The 21,418-nt window shown below is 68.1% G+C and carries 20 protein-coding genes; 13 read left to right on the forward strand and 7 right to left on the reverse strand.

Annotated features, from left to right (window positions below; all coding sequences use genetic code 11):
- Positions 1-3: 3 nt before the first annotated feature.
- The 4 genes from gsiD to ACTJKF_RS03650 all read left to right on the forward strand — a co-directional run bounded on the left by gsiD (position 4) and on the right by ACTJKF_RS03650 (position 3,795).
- Entirely contained in the window at positions 4-897 is an 894-nt protein-coding gene (gene gsiD / locus ACTJKF_RS03635) for a glutathione ABC transporter permease GsiD (RefSeq protein WP_440622202.1), read from the forward strand.
- A complete protein-coding gene (locus tag ACTJKF_RS03640; RefSeq protein ID WP_440622203.1) occupies positions 897-1,985 on the forward strand; it encodes a DmpA family aminopeptidase in 1,089 nt (362 codons plus the stop codon). The genes gsiD and ACTJKF_RS03640 overlap by 1 nt, the downstream gene beginning before the upstream one ends.
- Positions 1,982-2,809: a M55 family metallopeptidase gene (locus ACTJKF_RS03645; protein WP_440622204.1), complete on the forward strand. Its 828-nt coding sequence runs from the start codon at positions 1,982-1,984 to the stop codon at positions 2,807-2,809. The genes ACTJKF_RS03640 and ACTJKF_RS03645 overlap by 4 nt, the downstream gene beginning before the upstream one ends.
- A gap of 206 nt (positions 2,810-3,015) precedes the next feature.
- Positions 3,016-3,795, forward strand: coding sequence for an AraC family transcriptional regulator (locus ACTJKF_RS03650; RefSeq protein WP_440622206.1), 780 nt, complete (start codon positions 3,016-3,018; stop codon positions 3,793-3,795).
- Positions 3,796-4,263: 468 nt separating this feature from the next.
- Here ACTJKF_RS03650 and pcaG read toward each other — a convergent pair whose 3' ends face one another.
- Together pcaG and pcaH are read right to left on the reverse strand one after the other, a co-directional pair.
- Complete coding sequence (gene pcaG, locus ACTJKF_RS03655; protein WP_440622207.1) at positions 4,264-4,857, reverse strand: protocatechuate 3,4-dioxygenase subunit alpha; 594 nt, start codon at positions 4,855-4,857, stop codon at positions 4,264-4,266.
- 3 nt (positions 4,858-4,860) lie between these two features.
- Positions 4,861-5,568 (reverse strand): protocatechuate 3,4-dioxygenase subunit beta, encoded by a 708-nt coding sequence (gene pcaH, locus ACTJKF_RS03660; RefSeq protein ID WP_440622208.1) that lies wholly within the window; start codon positions 5,566-5,568, stop codon positions 4,861-4,863.
- Positions 5,569-5,764: 196 nt separating this feature from the next.
- Here pcaH and pcaQ point away from each other — a divergent pair, with 196 nt between their 5' ends.
- The 3 genes from pcaQ to ACTJKF_RS03675 all read left to right on the forward strand — a co-directional run bounded on the left by pcaQ (position 5,765) and on the right by ACTJKF_RS03675 (position 7,610).
- A complete protein-coding gene (gene pcaQ / locus ACTJKF_RS03665) occupies positions 5,765-6,751 on the forward strand; it encodes a pca operon transcription factor PcaQ (protein ID WP_440622209.1) in 987 nt (328 codons plus the stop codon).
- A 133-nt stretch (positions 6,752-6,884) separates the two neighbouring features.
- The gene (locus tag ACTJKF_RS03670; RefSeq protein WP_440622210.1) at positions 6,885-7,244 is read left to right on the forward strand and encodes a type II toxin-antitoxin system RelE/ParE family toxin; all 360 of its coding nucleotides are present in this window, start codon (positions 6,885-6,887) and stop codon (positions 7,242-7,244) included.
- Between the two features lie 69 nt (positions 7,245-7,313).
- Complete coding sequence (locus ACTJKF_RS03675; RefSeq protein ID WP_006758577.1) at positions 7,314-7,610, forward strand: XRE family transcriptional regulator; 297 nt, start codon at positions 7,314-7,316, stop codon at positions 7,608-7,610.
- A 96-nt stretch (positions 7,611-7,706) separates the two neighbouring features.
- Here ACTJKF_RS03675 and ACTJKF_RS03680 read toward each other — a convergent pair whose 3' ends face one another.
- The 3 genes from ACTJKF_RS03680 to ACTJKF_RS03690 all read right to left on the reverse strand — a co-directional run bounded on the left by ACTJKF_RS03680 (position 7,707) and on the right by ACTJKF_RS03690 (position 14,347).
- Positions 7,707-8,981 (reverse strand): APC family permease, encoded by a 1,275-nt coding sequence (locus tag ACTJKF_RS03680; RefSeq protein WP_440622211.1) that lies wholly within the window; start codon positions 8,979-8,981, stop codon positions 7,707-7,709.
- 131 nt (positions 8,982-9,112) lie between these two features.
- A complete protein-coding gene (locus ACTJKF_RS03685) occupies positions 9,113-13,627 on the reverse strand; it encodes a DEAD/DEAH box helicase (RefSeq protein WP_440622212.1) in 4,515 nt (1,504 codons plus the stop codon).
- Between the two features lie 195 nt (positions 13,628-13,822).
- A complete protein-coding gene (locus ACTJKF_RS03690; protein WP_440622213.1) occupies positions 13,823-14,347 on the reverse strand; it encodes a metal-dependent hydrolase in 525 nt (174 codons plus the stop codon).
- Between the two features lie 389 nt (positions 14,348-14,736).
- On the opposite strand from ACTJKF_RS03690, the gene ggt reads away from it, so the two are divergent.
- Together ggt and ppk2 are read left to right on the forward strand one after the other, a co-directional pair.
- The gene (gene ggt, locus ACTJKF_RS03695) at positions 14,737-16,458 is read left to right on the forward strand and encodes a gamma-glutamyltransferase (protein WP_440622214.1); all 1,722 of its coding nucleotides are present in this window, start codon (positions 14,737-14,739) and stop codon (positions 16,456-16,458) included.
- 343 nt (positions 16,459-16,801) lie between these two features.
- Positions 16,802-17,752, forward strand: a complete 951-nt coding sequence (gene ppk2, locus ACTJKF_RS03700; protein ID WP_440622215.1) for a polyphosphate kinase 2 — start codon at positions 16,802-16,804, stop codon at positions 17,750-17,752.
- Between the two features lie 86 nt (positions 17,753-17,838).
- Here the strand turns inward: ppk2 and ACTJKF_RS03705 are convergent, their stop codons facing one another.
- Positions 17,839-18,126 (reverse strand): H-NS histone family protein, encoded by a 288-nt coding sequence (locus tag ACTJKF_RS03705; RefSeq protein ID WP_440622216.1) that lies wholly within the window; start codon positions 18,124-18,126, stop codon positions 17,839-17,841.
- Positions 18,127-18,370: 244 nt separating this feature from the next.
- Positions 18,371-18,958, reverse strand: a complete 588-nt coding sequence (locus ACTJKF_RS03710; RefSeq protein ID WP_440622217.1) for an IMPACT family protein — start codon at positions 18,956-18,958, stop codon at positions 18,371-18,373.
- A gap of 435 nt (positions 18,959-19,393) precedes the next feature.
- On the opposite strand from ACTJKF_RS03710, the gene ACTJKF_RS03715 reads away from it, so the two are divergent.
- Genes ACTJKF_RS03715 through ACTJKF_RS03730 form a run of 4 tightly spaced genes read left to right on the forward strand, consistent with a single transcriptional unit; the run spans position 19,394 to position 21,404 of the window.
- The gene (locus ACTJKF_RS03715; protein ID WP_440622218.1) at positions 19,394-20,101 is read left to right on the forward strand and encodes a beta-ketoacyl synthase chain length factor; all 708 of its coding nucleotides are present in this window, start codon (positions 19,394-19,396) and stop codon (positions 20,099-20,101) included.
- The gene (locus ACTJKF_RS03720) at positions 20,085-20,879 is read left to right on the forward strand and encodes a lysophospholipid acyltransferase family protein (protein ID WP_440622219.1); all 795 of its coding nucleotides are present in this window, start codon (positions 20,085-20,087) and stop codon (positions 20,877-20,879) included. The genes ACTJKF_RS03715 and ACTJKF_RS03720 overlap by 17 nt, the downstream gene beginning before the upstream one ends.
- Entirely contained in the window at positions 20,854-21,159 is a 306-nt protein-coding gene (locus ACTJKF_RS03725; protein WP_440622220.1) for a phosphopantetheine-binding protein, read from the forward strand. The genes ACTJKF_RS03720 and ACTJKF_RS03725 overlap by 26 nt, the downstream gene beginning before the upstream one ends.
- Positions 21,156-21,404, forward strand: a complete 249-nt coding sequence (locus tag ACTJKF_RS03730; RefSeq protein WP_440622222.1) for an acyl carrier protein — start codon at positions 21,156-21,158, stop codon at positions 21,402-21,404. The genes ACTJKF_RS03725 and ACTJKF_RS03730 overlap by 4 nt, the downstream gene beginning before the upstream one ends.
- The last annotated feature ends 14 nt before the right edge of the window (positions 21,405-21,418 follow it).

The following is a 21,418-nucleotide window of genomic DNA, read 5'->3' on the forward strand; positions in this document are numbered from 1 at the left end:
CCCATGAACGCGACTGTCCAGCCCGCGGCGCCGGCCGCATCGAGCGCGATCCGCACGCCGTGGCGCGAATTCTGGCGCAAGTTCCGCAAGCAGACCGTCGCGCTGGTCGCGGGCGGCTTCGTGCTCGCGCTCGTCGTGCTCGCCTTCGTCGGCCCGCACGTCGTGCCGTTCGATCCGGAAAACTATTTCGACTACGACGCGCTGAACGCGGGGCCGTCGGCCGTGCACTGGTTCGGCGTCGACGCGCTCGGCCGCGACATCTTCAGCCGGATCATCGCCGGCACGCGCATCTCGCTCGCGGCCGGCTTCTTCTCGGTCGCGCTCGGCGCGATCATCGGCACCTTCTTCGGGCTGCTCGCCGGCTACTACGAAGGCTGGTGGGATCGCATCACGATGCGTATCGCCGACGTGCTGTTCGCGTTCCCGGGGATCCTGCTCGCGATCGGCGTGGTCGCGATCCTCGGCAACGGGATGATCAACGTGATCTGCGCGGTCGCGATCTTCAGCATCCCGGCGTTCGCGCGGCTCGTGCGCGGCAACACGCTGATGCTCAAGCACATGACCTACGTGGAAGCCGCGCGCAGCATCGGCGCATCCGACTGGACGATCATCATGCGGCACATCCTGCCGGGCACCGTATCGTCGGTCGTCGTCTACTTCACGATGCGGATCGGCACGTCGATCATCACGGCCGCGAGCCTGTCGTTCCTCGGGCTTGGCGCGCAGCCGCCGACGCCGGAGTGGGGCGCGATGCTCAACGAGGCGCGCGCGGACATGGTGACCGCGCCGCACGTCGCGATCTTTCCGAGCCTGGCGATCTTCCTCACCGTGCTCGCGTTCAACCTGCTCGGCGACGGGCTGCGCGATGCGCTCGATCCGAAGCTGGAGCGCCGCTGATGCGTGCAGCACCCATGTGGAGCACGACGCTGCCGGCCGGGCCGCGCGGCACGATCGCCGACGTGCCGGGCGTGACGGCCGGGCATGCGACGCTCGACGCCGGCGGCGTGCAGACGGGCGTCACCGTCGTGAAGCCGCACGCGGGCGACCTGTACCGCAGCAAGGTGCCGGCCGGCGCGGCCGTGATCAACGGCTTCGGCAAGAGCGTCGGGCTCGTGCAGGTCGACGAACTCGGCACGCTCGAGACGCCGATCGCGCTCACCAACACGTTCGGTGTCGGCACGGTCGCACAGGCGCAGATCCGCGCGGCGGTGGCCGCGAATCCGCGGATCGGCCGCGACTGGCCGACCGTCAACCCGCTCGTGTTCGAGTGTAACGACGGCTATCTGAACGACATCCAGGCGTTCGCGGTGACGGCCGCGCATTACGACGAAGCGTGCGGTGCCGCGTCGCGCGATTTCGCACGCGGTGCGGTGGGCGCCGGGCGCGGGATGTCGTGTTTCGACCTGAAGGGCGGGATCGGCTCCGCGTCGCGCGTGGCCATCGCGGCCGGACGGCCGTATACGGTCGGCGCGCTCGTGCTCGCGAATTTCGGCCGGCTGCCGATGCTGACGCTCGGCGGCCTGCCGGTCGGGCGCATCGTCGCGCAGCGGCAAGCCGCCGCCGCGCAGCCGACCCCAGTCGCCGCGCCCGAACAAGGCTCGATCATCCTGCTGCTCGCGACCGATGCGCCGCTCGACGCGCGCCACCTGTCGCGGCTCGCTCGCCGCGCGGGCGCGGGGCTCGCCCGTACCGGGTCGGTCTACGGGCACGGCAGCGGCGACATCGCGCTCGCGTTTTCCACCGCATACACGGTCGCGCACGATGCATCGACCCTCGCATTGCCGGCCCTCGTCGCCGATGCGGCGCTCGATCCGCTGTTCATGGCCGCGGCCGAAAGCGTCGAACACGCGATCGCCGACGCGCTGCTGCAGGCGGTGACCGTCGTCGGGCGCGACGCTCACGTGCGGCAAGCGCTGCGCGACGCGGTGCCCGATCTCGACCGACTGTTCAACGAAGGCAACGAAGGACGTCATATTCCGTCATGAAGATCCTGATCTCGACCGACATCGAAGGCGTCGCTGGCGTGTTCGCCGCTGAGCAGACGCGTGCCGGCAATCCGGAATACGAACGCGCGCGCCGCTGGATGACCGCCGAGGCGAACGCGGCGATCGAAGGCGCGTTCGCGGGCGGCGCGCAGGCCGTCTGGGTCAACGACTCGCATGGCGGCTTTCGCAACCTGCTGCCCGACGAGCTCGATGCGCGCGCGCGTGTCGTGCTCGGCAAGCCGCGCACGCTCGGGATGATGGCGGGCCTCGAACAACAGCCCGATCTGGTGTTCATGATCGGCTTTCACGCGAAATCGCAGACTCGCGGCGTGCTCGCACACACCATCAACGGCTTCGCGTTCACGCAGGTGTGGCTGAACGGCGTCGAGCTCGGCGAAGCCGGGCTGTACGGCGCGCTGGCGCGCGAATACGGTGCGCACGTCGCGCTGGCATCGGGCGACGACGTGTTCGCGGAGGAAACCCGGCCGCTGTTTCCGGACGCGCGGTTCGAGACGGTCAAGACGGCCGGCGGCGCATCGAGCGGCGATACGCTTACGCCCGCCGCGTCCTGCGCGCGCATCGCGACTGCCGCACGCGACACGGTCGCGCAGGCGCTGTCGTCCGGCTGGCGCGCGGGCGCGCATCGGCCCGCGCCGGCCGCTTGCACGCTGCGCGTACAGACGGCCGCGCTCGCCGATCTGTTCGGCGTGCTGCCGTCGCTCGAACGGGTCGACGCGGTGACGCTGCGCTTCGACGGACCGTCGGTCGAGCACGTCGTGCGCACGCTGAACAGCCTGTCGGCCATGTCGTTCATGCTGCGGTGACGCGCGCCGACCGGATGCCGCCGCAGGGGCCGTCCCCGCGCGCTGAAACGTTTTGGGCATCTCCGTTCCGATGAAGTCGCTATCCAGCCGATTCGGCTGTCGGGTCTTGCGGCCGGCCAGCCGGTCGCGCAAGCGTGGAGCGGATCGTAGACCGAGCGAAGGTGACCCGCCTTCGAGATCGGGTCATTCATGATGGAAGTCGGGCCTTGAGAAATACGCTGCTAGATCCCTATGAACACATTCCCCGTAGCGTGGTCGTGACCGCCAACGACTACGCGGCGGGCACGACGTTTCCGGAGCACGCGCACGGGCGCGGGCAGTTCGCGTTCGCGTCGCGCGGCACGATCAGCGTGGCGACGCCGCACGGCCGCTGGCTCGTGCCGCCGCAGCGCGCGTGCTGGGTGCCGGCCGGCGTGCGGCACGAGATGACGATGACCGGGCCGGTCACGATGCTCAACACGTTCGTGACCGACGACGCGGCCCGGGCCGCGGCGCTGCCGGACCAGTGCGGCGTGTACGGCGTGTCGCCGCTGTTGCGGCAACTGATCGACGATGCGATCGACCTGCCGGCGATGTACGACGTCGACGGCCGGGCGGGCAAGCTGATGGCGCTGCTGGTCGCGGAAATCGCGACGATGCCGCGGCTGTCGCTGCATGCACCGTTGCCGGCCGACGCGCGCCTCGCGAAGATCTGCCGGCATCTGTTCGCGTCGCCGTCGATCGCCGCCGATCTCGATCGGGTGGCGACCGATGCGGGTGTGAGCCGACGAACGTTCACGCGGCTGTTCCGCGCACAAACCGGCGTGAGTTTCGCCGCGTGGCGTCAGCAGGTCTGCATGCTCGCGGCGATTACCCGCCTGAGCGACGGGCATCCGGTGACGCGCGTCGCGTTCGATCTCGGCTATGCGAGCGCGAGCGCCTTTACGTCCGCGTTTCGCCGCATCCTCGGCGATACGCCGAGCCGGTATCTGGAGATTCGCCGCTAGCCGGAACGGATGCGGCGGCGGCCACACACGGCCGCCGCCGAGGACGAAAAAAACGCGCCTGCCAGGTTTCGGTCAGACGCGCTTAAAGGCACTCGGTCAGAAAAAATGCGCGAACAGCGGGTTGGCCGCGGGCTGGCCGCTATCGCGTATGACTCATGGAATTGTTGCCTTTCCCGATTCAATCCCGTCAGTGCGTGGCGGATAGCAAAGCATACGCTGCATAACGCGCAAGCGATATCGCGCGTGTCGGACGATTCATGTGCAGTTGCAGCATGCGTTTGAATCGCGTGTTGGGTGCCGGGAACGGAACCCGTCCGCCATCAGCATCCGCAATCCGGACCGGATGTGCCGCGACGCAACATCGAATATCGGCGGAGAAAACGAAAACCGCCGCGCGACGCAAGACCTGTTGGTATCGCGCCACGCGGCGGTTCGGTGCGGGGGAGCCGGCCTGCGCCGGCTCACGCGTCACAGGTCGAAGAACACGGTTTCGTCCGGCCCCTGCATGCGGATGTCGAAGCGATACACGACCGGGCGGCCCGGCTGCGCGTCGCGCTTCGCGACGAGCGTCGCACGGCGTTCGGCCGGCACCAGGTTCAGCACCGGATCGGCCGCGTTCGCCGCGGTTTCGTCGTCGAAATACACGCGGGTGAACGCGTGGGTCAGGATCCCGCGCATCATCACCGTCACATTGATGTGCGGCGCTTCGTCGGCGGCGATGCGGCCCGGCTTCACCGTCTCGACGACGAAGCGTTGCTGCGGATCGGTGCCCGTGCCGACGCGGGCAAAGCCCGTGAAGCCGGACTTCGTGATGTCGGCGCGCGACGCGGGGTAGCGGCCAGCACCGTCCACCTGCGTGAATTCGAGCACGGCGTCGCCGACGACGTTGCCGTCACCGTCGAATACCTGGCCGACCAGCAGCACGTGCTCGCCTTCGGCGTCCGGCGTGGCGATCGTCGGCGTGAACAGGCTTTTCAGGTCGTAGTCGTACTGCTGCGGGCACAGGCCGTAGGCGAAGTACGGGCCGACCGTTTGCGAAGGGGTTTGCTTCAGCGTCGTCATGGTTCAGCGCTCCATCGGGGTAGCGTCGCGGCCGCGCAGCACGATGTCGAATTCGTAGCCGAGCGCATAGCCTTCTTCGGTAATGTCCATCGAGAAGCGCGAGATCAGGCGGTCGCGCGCTTGTTCCGGCGTGCCCTGGAAGATCGGGTCGTACGCGAGCAGCGGATCGCCGGGGAAGTACATCTGCGTGACGAGGCGCGAGCCGAAGTAGTCGCCGAACAGCGAGAAGTGGATGTGATTCGGGCGCCACGCGTTCGGATGATTGCCCCACGGATACGCGCCGGGCTTGATCGTCAGGAAGCGATAGCGGCCTTCGTTGTCGGTCAGGCAGCGGCCCGCGCCGAGGAAGTTCGGGTCGAGCGGCGCGTCGTGCTGATCGACCTTGTGCACGTAGCGGCCGGCCGCGTTCGCCTGCCACACCTCGACGAGCGTGTTGCGCACGGGCTTGCCGCCTTCGTCGAGCACGCGGCCGGTGACGACGATGCGCTCGCCGAGCGGCTCGCCGTTCTTCACGGCGTTCTTCGTCAGGTCGTGGTCGAGCGCGCCGAGATCCTCGGTGCCATAGACGGGCACGTACTGGTCGCGCAGCTTTTCCTTCAACGGGATCATCGGGCGCGTCGGGCCGCGCTTCACCGACGAACGGTACTCGGGGTGGACATACGCGGGATGCGACGGCCAGTCGCGCGGCGTGAGGATCGTGGGGGAATCCATCGGGCGTCTCCTGATAGGTATTTCACGAAGGGGATGGCAGGACTTTAGCCAATCCGGAAAGTTATGAAAAGTGACCTTTTTTCGCAAATCGCATAACGGTTCGTTATGTTCTGCCGTGCCGATGGAAGCGCCGCTTGGGCCTTTCCGGAAAGTTATGCAAAATGGCGTGACATCCCCATTCGCATAACCGCCCGTTATGAATAACCGTATCGCCGACGGCCGTGTCAAATTCCGGCACCTGCAGTGCTTTCTCGCGGTCGCGCAACTGGGCGGCGTGCAGAAGGCGGCCGAAAGCCTGTCGATCACGCAGCCGGCCGTGTCGAAGACGATCGCCGAACTGGAGTCGATCCTCGGCGTGAAGTTGTTCGAACGCGGGCGGCATGGTGCGCAGCCGACCCGCGAAGCGCAACTGTTCATGCCGCATGCGAACGCGTGCGTGCTGGCGCTGCGGCAGGGGGTCGGGCTGCTCGCGCGGGAGGGCGGGGCCGCCGCGGCAACGCTCGAAATCGGCATGCTGCCGACGGTCGCGGCTTCGCTCGCGCCCGCGCTGATGAAGGCACTCGCCGCGCGCTGGCCGCGCGTCGTCGTGCGGATCGCGACGGCCGCGAATACCGAACTGCTGGAGCGCCTGAAGGCGGGGGCGATCGAGTGCGCGATCGGGCGCCTGTCGGAGCCGGAGCGAATGATCGGGCTCGCGTTCGAGCAGTTGTACAACGAGCCGCTCGTCGCGGTCGTGCGCGCCGGGCATCCGCTGCTGGCGAGCACCGCGCCGGCCGCCGAGCTCGCGCGCTATCCGGTCGTGCTGCCGCCGTTCGGCACGCTGATACGCCAGTCGGCCGAGCAATTGCTCGGGGCATGCGGTGTGCCGCCGCTGGATTCGTTCATCGAGGTGCTGTCGGTATCGGTCGCGCGCGCGCTCGCGCTCGAGAACGACGCGGTATGGTTCGTGCCGCTCTATGCCGCCGAATACGACCTGTCGGCCGGTGCGCTCGCGCGCCTGCCGCTGCCGTCCGCCGGCACCGACGAGCCGGTCGGGCTCGTGCTGCGTACCGATGCGCAGCCGTCACCCGTCGCGCGGACGCTGATCGACGCCGTGCGCGACATCGCGCAGGCGCGGTTCGGCGATACGCGTTTGCATCGCNCGCCGCGCGGCGCGCGCAAACCGGCTCGGCGCGCGCGTTGACACGCGGGGCCGGGTCGGGTCGGGTGGGGGCCGGCCGCGGTTCGGGCGGGCCATTCGTTGGCCGTTCGGTCAGTAGCGAGTGGTGTCGTGCTTGGCATATCGTATCGTTTTTGGTACGCTTGATGACACGACGATGGCGAGACAGCAGATTCAGATCACGCTCGGCGTGCGGTTCTTCCGCACGGCGCGTGGCAACGAGCCGGTGCGCGAATGGCTCAGGGCGCTCGGGCAGATCGAACGCAGGGTGATCGGCGAAGAGATCAAGACCGTTCAACTGGGCTGGCCGCTCGGCATGCCGCTGGTCCGGAAGATGTCGCGGGATCTGTGGGAAATCCGCGTGCTGTTGCCGCAGCGAAGCGCGCACGTGCTGTTCACGGTCGTCGGCGACACGATGGTGCTGCTGCACGCATTCTTCAAGCAGTCGCAGGCCACGCCGTCCGACGATCTCGACGTCACCGTCGCGCGCCTGAAAACGCTGACGCGCGCCATCTGAATTCCCCGGTTGCGCCGGCACATGCGATCGGCGATGTGCCGGCCGGCAACGCCATGCATTGGAGTACTCATGACGACCACGAACAACCCGCATATCGGCAGCGACTTCGATACCTTTCTCGAGGAGGACGGTCATCTCGAAGCGGCCACCGCCACCGCGATCAAGCGCGTGATCGCGTGGCAGATCGGGCAGGAAATGAAGGCGCAGCACATCACGAAAACCGCGATGGCCGCGCGGATGAAAACCAGCCGCGCCGCGCTCAACCGTCTGCTCGACGAAACCGACACGAGCCTCACGCTCGCGACGCTCGCGAGCGCGGCCACCGCGCTCGGCAAGCGGCTCAGCTTCGAGCTGGTGCCGGCGTGACGCCGATGATCAAACGGCGGGCGACCGGTTCGCGGTAGCCCGCCGCATCCTGGCGAGCGGGCGCGTGTTCGTCCGCACACGGGCGCCGGCGCGCGATCAGGTGCGTCGCCCCGCCATCCGCAGATAAACCAGCGCACCGCCCGCGAGCAGCAGCGGGCACAAGATATACCACCCGGTCGTCAGGAACAGCGCGGCGACCGCGATCAGCGAAATCCATGCGCAGCGATACGCGATGCTGCCGCGCGGCAGCAGTTTCAGCGCGGCCCCCGCGCCAAGCCCGTACACCATCACAAAGCACCCGGACGTCACGAGCACGAGCGGCTTCGGCCCGACGTCCGACAACGTCGTCGCGGCCAGTGCGACGGCCGCGAGCATCGCGATCACGCCGAGGCTGCGGCGTGGCACGCCACCGACCTGGCTGCCTTGCGCGAGCCACGCCGGCAGTGCGCCGTCGCGCCCGAGCGCCGCGCCGAGTTTCGCCGCACCCGCGAAATACGCATTCATCGTGCCGAGCGTGAGCAGCAGCGCGGCCGCGGCGGCCAGCACCTGCGCGTGACCGCCGATGCCGCCCGCGATCAATTCCGCGAGCGGTGCGCCCGACGCACCGGCCGACGGCCCGAGCACCGTCACGCTCGCGGCCGCTACCGACAGATACAGCAACCCGACGACCACGACCGCGATGCCGGCCGAGCGCGGCATGTCGTGCGCGGGGCGGCGGAATTCGGCGGCGAGGTGCGTAATCGCTTCCCAGCCCGCGAAACTCCACACGAGCAACGCGGCGGCCTGGCCGACCGCGAGCCAGCCGTGCGGCGCGAACGGATGCAGGTTCGCCGGGTTCGCATGCGGCGCCGACGCGAGCACGGCGGCCAGCAGCAGCGTGACGAGCAGCGCCGACAACACGAGCTGCATGCGGCCCGACACGGTGACGCCGAACGCATTCGCGGCCGATACCGTGGCGATCAGCGCGGCCGCCGTGACGATTACCGTGACATGCCCGCCGCCCGTGACGGCCGCGACGTATGCACCGCCGAACATCGCCGCGGCCGGCGCACCGGCCGGCACCGCGAAATAGAAACACCAGCCGACGATTGCCGCGGCCTTCGGCCCGAATGCGCGGCGCGCGTAGGTCGATACGCCGCCCGCGTCCGGGTAGCGCGCGCCGAGTGCGGCGAAGGTGGCCGCGAGCGGCCCCGACAGCACGACGAGCGCGGCCCATGCGAGCAGCGACGCGGGGCCCGCGACTTCGGCGGCGAGTGCTGGCAACGCAATGACGCCGGTGCCGAGCACCGCGCCGATATACAGCGCGGCGCCCTGGAAAATCGTCAGCGAGCCCGCATGATGAACCGCGGGCGAATCGGCATGCGAAGGCATGAAAGGCAGTCTCCGGAAGGCTTGTTCTGGGGGCGGTCGCTCGCGGGGTGAATCGTTCGATGCTACCCGAACGCGCGCGCCGATGACGCGCGGCGTTCAGTAGTCCGCGACGGGCCGCGTGTCAGCCGATGTCAGTAGCGGCGCGCGAGTCGCAGGCGCGCATCCTCGCGCGCGGCGGGCGGCAGGTCGGACGAGTAATGAAACGTGCCCGACACGAGCGACGCGATGGGCACGCCGTCGCGGAACAGCACGCGATTGCCCGCCAGCGCGGGCACCTTGTCGCCGGGCAGCAGCGTGCCGGCGAGGTTCAGCGGATCGACGCCCGTCACGCACACGTACTGGCCGTCGCCCGGTTGGCGACGCAGTTCGCGCAGGATCGGGATCGCTTCCGGCAGCGCGAACTGCTCGCCCGCGAGCCCGGCGACGAAGCGTCCACCGCGAATCTCGCCGCGTGCCTCGAGACGCTGCAGCACGCGCACGAGTTCGCGCCAGCTCGGCAGCCAGTCGGCCTCGCGTTCGAGCAGCCGCCAGAACACGACGCCATAGCGGCGCAGCAGCGTCCACACGATGTGTTCGAGTGCGTCGGGATCGGTCGCGGGCGCACCGCGTTTCGGCGCGGGAGCCGGCGTGGGCGGTGCGTCGTTCGGTGGCGATACGCGTTGCACGAGCGCCCAGCGGCCCGCGTCGTCCATCCCGCCGATCAGCGCGCCGCCGCGGCGCGTGCGCGGCGCATACGTCGCACTGCGCTTGACCGCCGGCTTCAGCAGTGCGCGCAGACCGGCGAAGCTGTCCGCGTTCACGAGGCCCGCCGACACGAGTTCGCCCAGTGCCTGCTCGAGTTCGACGGGCAGCATGTGCAGTTCGTCGAGCAGCGCATCGAAGAACATCGCGCCGTGCGCGGCGAGTGCGTCGCGCACCTGTGTCGCGCGCGCGGACAGCGCCGGTTGCGCGTCGGGGTCGCGCAGCGCCTGCCATGCGCCGAGGTGGCGGCGCGGCAGCAGCACGACCGGCGTCGTCTTCACCGGCGTGCCGGCCGCGCGGGACGGTATGCCGATGCGGGTCCACACGAGTTTGCCCGAGCGGCACAGCTCGTCGAGGCCGCCGGCCGTGTAGTCGGCCAGCCGCGCGGGCAGCAGCGCGTCCTCCCATGCGCTCGCCGCGGCTTCGTAGCCTTCGAGCTGTTCGACGACGGCCGCGAGCGCATCGCGGCCGGTGCCGCGCGTGTCGGGCGTCAGGTGCTGCCAATGGAACAGGAAGCGCATGAAATCGGCACGCTCGACCGGCTCGATCTCGCGGCGCAGCCGCTTCACCGTATAGCGGTGAATGCGCGCGAGCAGGTGGCGCTCGCACCATTCGTCGGTCGTCGCGCCCGGCGTGAAGCGGCCGCGCATCACGTAGCCTTCGCGCTCCAGGGCCGCGAGCGTCGTCGCGATCGCCGCCGGCGGCAGGCCGAGCGGTTGTGCGATGGCGTCGAGCGTCAGCGGGCCGAAGCCCGTGAGCCGCGCGCGAATCACGTCGACGCACGCGGCGTCCGCTTCCCAGGGTTGCGCACAGGCGGCCGGCACCTTCAGCGCGGGCGCAATGCGTGCATCGGGATGCAGCGCGCGCACGCAGACCAGCCGTTCGACCGGCACCCACAGCGCCGCGCCGTCCGGCGTGACGAGCTTCGTCGCGCGACGCCGCTCGGCCAGTTCCGCGAGCAGGCCGGGCCAACCTTCGTGTGCCTGAGCTTCGCGGTCGGCGACACAGGCGAGCGTGAGCAGCGCATCGTGCATTTCGTCGGCATCGCGCACGAGCGGCCACGCTTCGTCGCGCACCGCATCGATGGCGTCGGCGTCGAGCGCGCCGAGATCGTCGGCCGATTCCGGGTCGCTCCAGCGGCGCGACTGCACGGCCTGCGTGCGGCGCTCCTCGAGCGGTGCATCGTCGAGAAACGCATAAGGTTTGGCGTTGAGGATCTCGGCCGCGAGCGGCGACGGCGCGGGCAGGTCGCGCGCGATCAGTTCGATCGCGCCGCTTTCGATCCGGCGCAGCAGCGCGAGCCAGCCGTCGGCATCCATCGCGTCGTGCAGGCAGTCGTCGAGCGTCTGGTCGACGAGCGGATGGTGCGGAATCTCGCGTTCGCCGACGATGTTCTCGAGGCACGCGACCTGGTCGGGGAACACGGTCGCGAGCAGATCCTCGCTCTTCATCCGCTGCAGTTGCGGGGCGGTGCGCCGGCCGCCGGTGAAGCGCGGCAGCGCGAGCGCGGTCGTCGCGTTCCAGCGCCAGCGCACGCCGAACATCGGCGCGTCGAGCAGCGCCTGGACCAGCACGTGTTCCGCACTGGCCGAACGCAGGTAGCGCCACACTTCGTCGAGCGCGAAGCTGTGCGCGAGCGACAGCGACAGGATGATCGCGTCGTCGGTCGCGGCGGCCTGCAGCTCGAAGTTGAAACTGCGGCAGAAGCGCTTGCGCAGCGCCAGCCCCCACGCGCGGTTGATGCGGCTGCCGAACGGCGAATGGATCACCAGCTGCGTGCCGCCCGACTCGTCGAAGAAGCGCTCCATCACGAGCGTGTCCTGCGTCGGCAAGGCGCCGAGCGCCGCGCGCGTGCGGGCAAGGTAGTCGGCGATCTGGCGCGCCGCGTCGGGCGACAGGTGGAGATCGTCGACGAGCCAGCGCAGCGCCGGTGCGAGACGGCTTTCGGCCGCGCCGAGCGTGGTGCCGCCGGTGTCGCTGCGCAAGGCGGCCAATGCGCCGGCTCCGGCGGCCGCGTTGCCGGTTTTGCCGCGCGTGCCCGTCTTGCCCGCCGCATCGTCGCTCGCGCGCTTGCGTGCTCCGGCCGCCGGGTGCCGATCGCCTTCGGCGAACAGCCCGTCGAGCCGCGCGCGCAGCCGGCCGACCGCCGCCGACAGCTCGTCGCTGCGACCGAGCCCCTCGCCGAGCCAGAACGGAATGCCCGGCGACTGGCCCTGCGCATCCTCGACACGCACGCGGCCGGTTTCCACGCGAATGATCCGGTACGACTGGTTGCCGAGCTGGAACACGTCACCGGCGAGGCTCTCGATCGCGAAATCCTCGTTGACGGTGCCGACCTGGAGGCCCTGCGGTTCGAGCAAGACGGCGTAATCGGCCATGTCGGGAATCGTGCCGCCCGACGTCGTCGCGGTCATCATCGCGTTGCGGCGCCCGCGCACCGTGCCGCCGACCACGTCGCGATGCAGGTACGCACCGCGCACCCCGCGGCGGCTCGTGAAGCCTTCGGCGAGCATCTTCATCACGTCGTCGAAGCGTTCGCGCGACAGGCGCGCGTAGGGCGCCGCGCGCGTGAAGCGTGCATACAGCGCGTCCTCCTGCCATTCCGCGCAGGCGACTTCGGCGACGATCTGCTGCGCGAGCACGTCGAGCGGCGCTTCGGGAATCCGCAGCGCGTCCAGCTCGCCGCGTTGCACGCAATCGAGCAGCGCCGCGCATTCGACCAGCTCGTCGCGCGACAGCGGGAACAGACGGCCCTTCGGCACGCCGCCGACGTGGTGCCCGGAACGGCCGACGCGCTGCAGGAATGGCGCGATCCCGCGCGGTGAACCGACCTGGCACACGAGATCGACGTCGCCGATGTCGATGCCGAGTTCGAGCGATGCGGTTGCGACCAGCAGCTTCAGTTCGCCGCGCTTGAGCCGCTGTTCCGCGTCGAAGCGGTGTTCCTTCGCAAGACTGCCGTGGTGCGCGGCGATCGCGTTCTTGCCGAGGCGGTCGGCGAGGTGGCGCGCCATGCGCTCGGCGGTGCGCCGCGTGTTCACGAACACGAGCGTTGTGCGATGCGCGGCCGCGAGCGCCGCGATCCGGTCGTACACCTGTTCCCACACGTCGGTCGCCATCACCGGTTCGAGCGGCACGTTCGGCAGCTCGAGCGCGAGATCGCGTTCGCGCGTGTGACCGGTATCGACGATCGTGCAGTCGCGCGGTGCATCGGCGGGGCCGCCGACCAGGAAGCGCGCGACGGCGTCGATCGGTTTCTGCGTGGCCGACAACCCGATGCGCGGCAGCGCGTGGCCCGTCAACGCGTCGAGGCGCTCGAGCGACAGCGCGAGGTGACTGCCGCGCTTGGACGACGCGAGCGCGTGAATCTCGTCGACGATCACCGAACGCACGCTCGACAGCATCTGCCGCCCCGACGTCGACGACAGCAGCACGTACAGCGACTCGGGTGTCGTCACGAGGATGTGCGGCGCGCGCTTGCGCAGCGCCGCGCGTTCGGCCTGCGTGGTGTCGCCGGTGCGCACGGCGGTGCGGATCGCCGGCACCGGCAGGCCGAGCTGCGCGAGCGACTCGGCGATGCCGGCGAGCGGCGCGTCGAGGTTCACGTGGATGTCGTTCGACAGCGCCTTCAGCGGCGACACATAGACGACGAGCGTCGCGTCGGGCAGCGTGCCGTCGTGCGCGAGCGCATCGCGCACGAGCTCGTCGAGCGCGCACAGGAACGCGGTGAGCGTCTTGCCCGAGCCGGTCGGCGCGGCGACGAGCGTCGACCGGCCGGCCTTGATGTGCGGCCACGCGAGCGCCTGCGCACCGGTCGGCGCGGCGAACGTGCGGCGGAACCACGCGGCGACGGCCGGGTGGAACACGTCGAGCGCGTGAGCGGGGCGGGTGGCGGTGACGTCCATCGGCGCGTTGAAATGGGGTGCGAGCGCGCGGGCGGCCGCGCGCGAATCGTCAGTGTGCCAGACGTCGCGTTCGCGTACCGGGCATGCGTGGCGACGATGCCCTTCGAGATGAGGGCCCGCAGCGCACTTTCAACAAACGGAAAGTTGCGTGCGATTCGGCATGCCGAGGTCGAGCCGAATCGCAAACAAATGCAACTAAACGCGATGCAGCCAGCCGAGCCAGTGTTCGAGGAACGGGGCGCGCGTCCACAGCGACTGCGCGAGCCACAGGGTGCCGCCCCATGCGGCGAACACGACGATCAGGTCGCAATGTCCGCTGTTCCACAGATTCAGCGAATGACGCCGCCAGATCCACGGCACGCCGAGCGGATTCGGCCAGTCGGCGAGCAGGTGCATCACGCCGCCGCACGCAAAGCCGAACAGCGGCGCGGCCCACAGCGGATGCGGATGATGCGTGAGCCCGTGCCACCCGAGCGCGAGCAGCGCGATCCAGCCGATGCCCCAGTGCGTGACGGTGCGGTGCGTGATCCACAGGCGGCGCTTGCGGGACCACCACGCGACTTCGAGCCAGTCGGGCGCGGTGCCGCCCGCGACGCCGGCCGCAAATGCGGCGAGCAGGCCCGTGTGCCACAGGCCGGTCGCGCCGGATTGCGCGACGAGGACGGCGGCGGCGACGCCGGCCGCGAAGCCGGACGCATGATGTGCATTGTGTGATGCCATACGGAGCGAGGAAACGTGAAGCGTCGTGCGAGCGAAAGCCGTGACACGACGCGAAAGCGGGGCGCTATGTTCTCAGATCGGCCCGCACAGCGGGCGGTTCGGTCGCGTTTTTTTTGCATGCGCGACGTCGCCGGTTGTGAGGTTTGCAACTTTCGGATTTGTGCATCGAGCGATGACGAGCGGGGCATGCAACTTCGGCCGATGTGCGCCCGTTGCTACCGGTTGTGCGACTGGCCGCGCACAAATTGCACGCGTGCGTCGTGCGTCGCGTGTTCGACCCTTTTTGTCCCCCTATACTACGAAGCCGCGGTTGGCCGTCGGTGCGCCAGCGGTCATCAGCGGATCAGGCGCCTTTCCTGCCTGAAGGAGATCCACATGGGGGACATGCAATGACTACGCTGAATCGCTTCAAAACATCCGCCGTCGTGCTCGCGACGGTGGCCGGCGTCGGTTTCCTGCCGAATGCGCCGGCTTATGCGAAGGGGCCGCAGCCGGCCGTCCTGACGAGCTCGGCGGTCGCGGTTGCCGACAAGTACAGTGCCGATGCCGCGGAGCGGATCTTCAAGGAAGGCGGCAACGCGATCGATGCGGCTGTCGCGATCGCGTTTACGCTCGCCGTCACGTATCCGGAGGCCGGCAACATCGGCGGTGGCGGCTTCATGACGATCTACAAGGACGGCAAGCCGTACTTCATCGACTACCGCGAGCGCGCGCCGCTCGCCGCGACGAAGGACATGTATCTCGACAAGGACGGCAACGTCGTCAAGGGCATGAGCCTGTACGGTCCGCGCGCGGTCGGCGTGCCGGGCACGGTCGCGGGCATGTGGGAAGCGCAGAAGCGCTTCGGCAAGCTGAAATGGAAGCAGGTGCTCGCGCCGGCGATCCACTATGCGCGCGATGGCTTCGTCGTCGACGAACAACTCGCGCAGCGCGGTGTCGATGCATCGAAGGAGTTCGGCGGCAAGACCAACTTCGACAAGTATTTCTCCGGGCTGAAGGCGGGTGTGAACTTCAAGCAGCCCGATCTCGCCGACGTGCTGACACGCATCTCGAACGGCGGCGCGGAAGGCTTCTACAAGGGCAAGACGGCCGAGCTGATCGCCGCTTCGATGAAGACGGGCGACGGCAACGGGCTGATCACCACCGAGGATCTCGCGCAGTATCGCGCGGTGTGGCGCCAGCCGGTGCAGGCGAAGTGGAACGGCTACGACGTGATCACCGCGCCGCCTCCGAGTTCGGGTGGCATCGGCCTCGTTCAGCTGCTGAAGATGAAGGCCGACCTCAAGCAGGACTTCGAGGGCGTGAAGCTCAACTCGCCGCAGTACATCCACCTCGTCGCGGAAATCGAGAAGCGCGTGTTCGCCGATCGTGCGCAGTATCTCGGCGATCCCGATTTCTACAAGGTGCCGATCGCGCAGCTGACCGACGACGCGTACATCGCGAAGCGCGCGGCCGAGGTCAACCCGAAAGCGCCGTCCGATACGAAGAGCGTGCAGCCGGGCCTCGGCACGTCGATGCCGGAGAAGGCCGAAACGACGCACTTCTCGGTCGTCGACAAGTGGGGCAACGCGGTGTCGAACACGTACACGATCAACGGCTATTTCGGTTCGGGCGTGATCGCCGACGGCACCGGGATCGTGCTGAACGACGAGATGGACGACTTCTCCGCGAAGCCGGGCGTCGCGAACATGTTCGGCGTGGTCGGCAGCGACGCGAACGCGATCGAGCCGAAGAAGCGTCCGCTGTCGTCGATGTCGCCGACGATCCTGACGAAGGACGGCAAGGTGTCGCTCGTGATCGGCACGCCGGGCGGCTCGCGGATCTTCACGTCGATCTTCCAGGTGATCAACAACATCTACGACTTCAGGATGCCGTTGAAGGAGGCCGTCGGCGCGATGCGTTTCCACCATCAGCTGCTGCCGCCGAACACGATCTTCTGGGAGCCGTACCACCCGATCGAGGGCGAACTCGCGAAGCAGCTCGAGGAACGCGGCTACACGCTGAAGGGGCAGGATTTCAGCGGCGACATCCAGGTGATCAAGATCGACGGCAGGGCGCCGGAGGCGATGGCGGATCCGCGCGGGCGCGGGGTCACGCGAATCATTCGGTGATGGAGCAGGCCGGATGCGCGACCGCCGCGGCGGTCGCGTCGGCGGCGATCGATGCCGGGCACACGCCCGGCATTTTTCATGGGGCGGTGGCGTCGAGCGGTTGCGTCACAGCGTCAGCAGATCGGCAGATCAGCAGCGGCAGCGGCAGCGCCGGCACGATCCGGCCAGCCGAACCGGACGCTGGCGTCCGATCCCTTCGACCTCTCCGCACCCCCCCGTGCTGGAGAGCGTGCTGCCCCGGTTCCGCTTCTGACGGGCCGGTCAGCCCCTTTTTCATCAATTTGACGCGCGACACGGGGATAATGGAGGCGTTTGACTGCGTCAACCGAAGGAAGGAGGCCCCATGGGCGACAACGATACCCGCACCGAGACCGACAACCTGACCGATACGACGTCGCGCGAGGCACGCCAGCGACGTTTCGAGGAGGACCTCGTCGACGCATACGACGAAGAGCTCGAAATGGAACTCGACGACCGCCGCTTCGACGACGGCGAGGATCTGCTGTTCTCGCCGGAGCGCCGCGAAGCGCGCAAGGCGTATTTCCGCGAGCTGTTCCGGCTGCAGGGCGAACTCGTGAAGCTGCAGGACTGGGTCGTGAGCACCGGGCACCGGCTCGTCGTGATTTTCGAGGGGCGCGACGCGGCCGGCAAGGGCGGCGCGATCAAGCGCATCACGCAGCGCCTGAACCCGCGCGTGTGCCGCGTGGCGGCGCTGCCCGCGCCGAACAACCGCGAGCGCACGCAATGGTATTTCCAGCGCTACGTCGCGCATTTGCCGGCCGGTGGGGAGATCGTGCTGTTCGACCGCAGCTGGTACAACCGCGCGGGTGTCGAGCGCGTGATGAATTTCTGCTCCGACGACGAATACGAGGAGTTCTTCCGCTCGGTACCGGAGTTCGAGAAGATGCTCGCGCGCAGCGGGATCCAGATCGTCAAGTACTGGTTCTCGATCACCGATCACGAGCAGGAACTGCGCTTCCAGAGCCGGATCGAGGATCCGCTCAAGCAGTGGAAGCTGAGCCCGATGGATCTCGAAAGCCGCCGGCGCTGGGAGGCCTATACGGCCGCGAAGGAAGAAATGCTGCAGCGCACGCATATCCCCGAGGCGCCGTGGTGGGTCGTGCAGGCGGTCGACAAGAAGCGCGCGCGGCTGAACTGCATCCACCATCTGCTGACCCAGGTGCCGTACCACGAGGTACCGCGCCCGACGATCGATCTGCCGCAGCGCGAGCATCACGAGGACTACATTCGCCGCCCGGTGCCGGACGACATGATCGTCCCGGACACCTATTGAGCGGTTCAGGTTGAGGCGCGGGGCCGGCCGCCCCGGCTGCCCCTGCCGCCTTTGCCGAACGGCCGCGCCGAGCAACGCCGCGCGCGTTACGCCCGGATCAGGAACGCGGTGCGGTCGCGGCCGGCGATCCACGCGGGCGCGCGACCGCGCCCGCTCCAGGTGGCGCCCGTTTCCGGATCGCGATATTTCGCGCCGGTCGTGAACAGCTTCGCGCGATCATTGTAGCCCTGCCCAAAGACTTCCCGCGCGGTCAGCGCATAGTTCGTCACGAGCTGGCGGACCTCCTCCAGTACCGCGTTGCGTTCGCGGCGCTGCGCCGCCCGGATGCGTCGATCGAGTTCCGCAAGCTGGGCTTGCAGTTTGTGCAGTTGCATGCGTCCGATATCCCCGTAGCTGAATTCTGATTTCTGATTGTCGGCGATGCGGCGTGGTGCCGCGTGTCTGCACGCCCGGCCGTGGCGTGCTGCCTCGGTACTGTCCGGACGGCCGTTGGCGACGCGCCGAGCCGGGACGCAGGAAGGTTAGATACCGGGACGCGGTTTTTCCATCGGACGTATCTGAATTTTCACGGCAATCTGTACGAAGCGTGATCTCGATCGGCGAGCGATCGCCCGTTCGTTACAGGTCGGGGAAGCCCGAGCGCCCCTGGGTCAGGTCGAACAGCGTGGTTTTCGCCGCCGCCTCGGCGGTTTCGGGCAGCTTGATCACGAGCTTCACGGTCATCCCGTAAGCGCTGTCCACCAGTTCGTAACCGGCCTGTTCGATCCAGCGCCGCACGCGGGCTTCGTCGGGGTACCCGATTTCGATCGCGAAGCGGGTGTGGCGAATGCGCTCGACGCGCTCGGCATCGAGCAGGGTCGACGCGATCGCGTCCGTATAGGCACGCACCAGGCCGCCCGCACCCAGCTTCACGCCGCCGTAGTAGCGGACGACGGCGCCGAGCACGCCGTCGAGGTCGTGATGGCGCAGCACTTCGAGGATCGGCCGGCCGGCGGTGCCCGACGGTTCGCCGTCGTCCGACATGCCCGACTGGCCGCCGGCGAGCAGCGCCCAGCAGACGTGGGTGGCCGCCGGATGCGCGTCGCGCAGGTGCTGCAGCGCGTGCATCGCGGCATCGCGATCTTCCACGGGGATCGCAAACGCGATGAAGCGGCTCTTGCGGATCTCGAGTTCGCGGGTGTAGGTCGTGGCGAGTGAATAACTCATTGAACGGGAAACCGGGGATTCTGCATCGAGCGCATTATGAGCCATTTCGGTGCAGGATCGACGCAGGGCAGGCGGGGCGGGCATTGTCGCGATAACCGACGATGCATTCGGTTTTCCGAAAAATGGCCAATGGTTAAATATCGAAAGAGGTACCCCCGCAGTGGCGTTGATCTTTTGTAACAGCCCTGTTACAGTTCCGCCGCACCATGATGCCGCCTACCAATCGCAGCGATTGATAATCCGGGCGCCGGCTTCGCAAACCTGACGATTTCCCCCTTTCTGCCCGACCCTGGCGGAAAGCGGTGAGTGGACGGCGCGAGCCCGGCGGTCAATGCGCGAGACGGGCGGGATTCATGGAAAGCGGAGCGCGACTGCCCGATACAGGGCGGGGCGATATAAAAACACTTAAGAGAAATCACCTCAACGAGAACAACAATGGCCGATTTGCATTGGACCATGCCAATCGCCAGATGGACGTCGATTTCGACCGCGGGGGTGCCGGGCGTCGAAGCCCTCGATCCGATGGTGCGACGCCGCCTGAGCCGGCTGTCGCGGCTCGCGCTTCAGGCAGCCTGCGATTGCGCCGGATCGGAGAATCCGGTGCGCATGGTATTCGCGTCGCGCCACGGTGAGCTGGTGCGTACCACCGGCATTCTCGCCGACATCGGCGCGGCGGAACCGGTCTCGCCGACGGCCTTCAGTCTCTCGGTCCTCAATGCGGTGACGGGCATATTCGGCATCGCCAGGCGCGACCGATCGGCCGCGACCGCCATTGCGGCCGGGCATGAAACCCTCGGCTACGCGCTGCTCGAAGCTTATTCCCAATACGAAACGTCGCCGGCCTCGCCGGTGTTGCTCGTCTATGCGCACGAGCCGGCCGATCCCGTTTACGGCGATATCGATGACGACCCGGAGAGCATCGGGCTGGCCATTCTGCTTGGCGCCGATGAGCCGGCCGGCCATCTGACCTGCGAAATGACGGCAGAGGGGGCGGTGGACGCCGCCGACGCCGCGCGGGCCGCCGGTGATGCGGCCGGTACGCAACGCGCGGCGGTGCTGCGTTGCCTGTCGGCGCGCGCAACGGCGTCGTGGCGCGGTCCACACGCCGCCTGGCGATGGAGCTGGCATGATCGCGCGGCTTGACTACGGCTGGCGCCTGTTCGCGACCGGTGCGAGCCTGGCCTGTTTCGCGCTGTGCGGATCGGTGTTCTCGTTGCTGGCGATCGTCGTCGGCGGACTATGGCCGCATCGGCGCTCGCGCCAGCGGGGCGTGACGCTGGTCATTCATTATTTCTTCCGCGCGCTGGTCGCGTTGCTGCAGCGTATCGGCGTGATGCGGCTCGAGCTGAGCGGGGTCGACCGTCTCGCCCAGGACGGCCCGGCCATCGTGGTCGCCAACCACCCGACCTGGCTCGACGTGATGGTGCTGCTGTCGCTGACGCCGAAGGCATGCTGCGTCGTCAAGCGCAGTCACTGGGGCAACCCCTGTTTCTGGGGCATCGTCCGTGCCGCCGAGTACGTGAGCAATGCGGATGCCGTCGATCTCGTCGAGGCCGGCGCACGACAACTGGCGGCGGGCTACACGATGATCATTTTCCCGGAAGGCACGCGCAGCCCCGGCGGCAATCGTCTGCATGCGTTTTCGCGCGGCTTCGCGCATATGGCGCTGCAGTCGCGCAGCCGGATCCAGCCGGTCCTGATCGACTGCGATCCGCCGGTATTCACCAAGACCCTGCGCTGGTATCACGTGCCGACTCGTGCGTTTCGCATGCGGATCGACGTGCTCGAGCCGATGGACCTGAACCGGCTGGCGTCGAGCATGACGTCGCCCTCGATTGCCGCTCGCAGCATTGCCCGCGAAGTGGAAGTGCACATTACTCAAAGCCTGTTTCAGCATGGATACTTTAAAACTGCAAATTAAGCAGCTTCTGATCGAGATGCTCGATCTCAGCGACATGACGGCCGACGATATCGACGACGATGCGCCGCTGTTCTCGACCGACGGGATCGGGCTCGATTCCGTCGATGCGCTGGAAGTCGGCATCATGCTGCGCAAGAAGTTTCAGCTGACGATCGCCGCGAACGACGCGGGCACGAAGGCGCATTTCCGCTCGATCAACACGTTGGCGGCTTTCATCGCCGACCAGCAATCTCATCAGGCCTCGCAAGAAACCGTGCTGGAAAAAGGGAGTCATTCGTGACCGACGCAGAAATCCTGGAGCGCATCCGCGCCATCTTTCAAGAGAATTTCGCGATCGAGCCGGAGCGCGTGACACCCGACACGCACCTGTTCGAAGCGCTCGACCTGGACAGCATCGACGCGGTCGATCTTGCCATCAAGCTGCAGGAAATGACGGGCAAGCGCATCAAGCCCGAAGAGTTCAAGTCCGTGCGGACCGTCGGCGACGTGATTGCCGCGGTCCACACGCTGCTCGCGCGCGCGTGACGACGGCGGTGACG

This window comes from Burkholderia sp. 22313 (assembly GCF_052045245.1).
Taxonomy (GTDB): domain Bacteria; phylum Pseudomonadota; class Gammaproteobacteria; order Burkholderiales; family Burkholderiaceae; genus Burkholderia.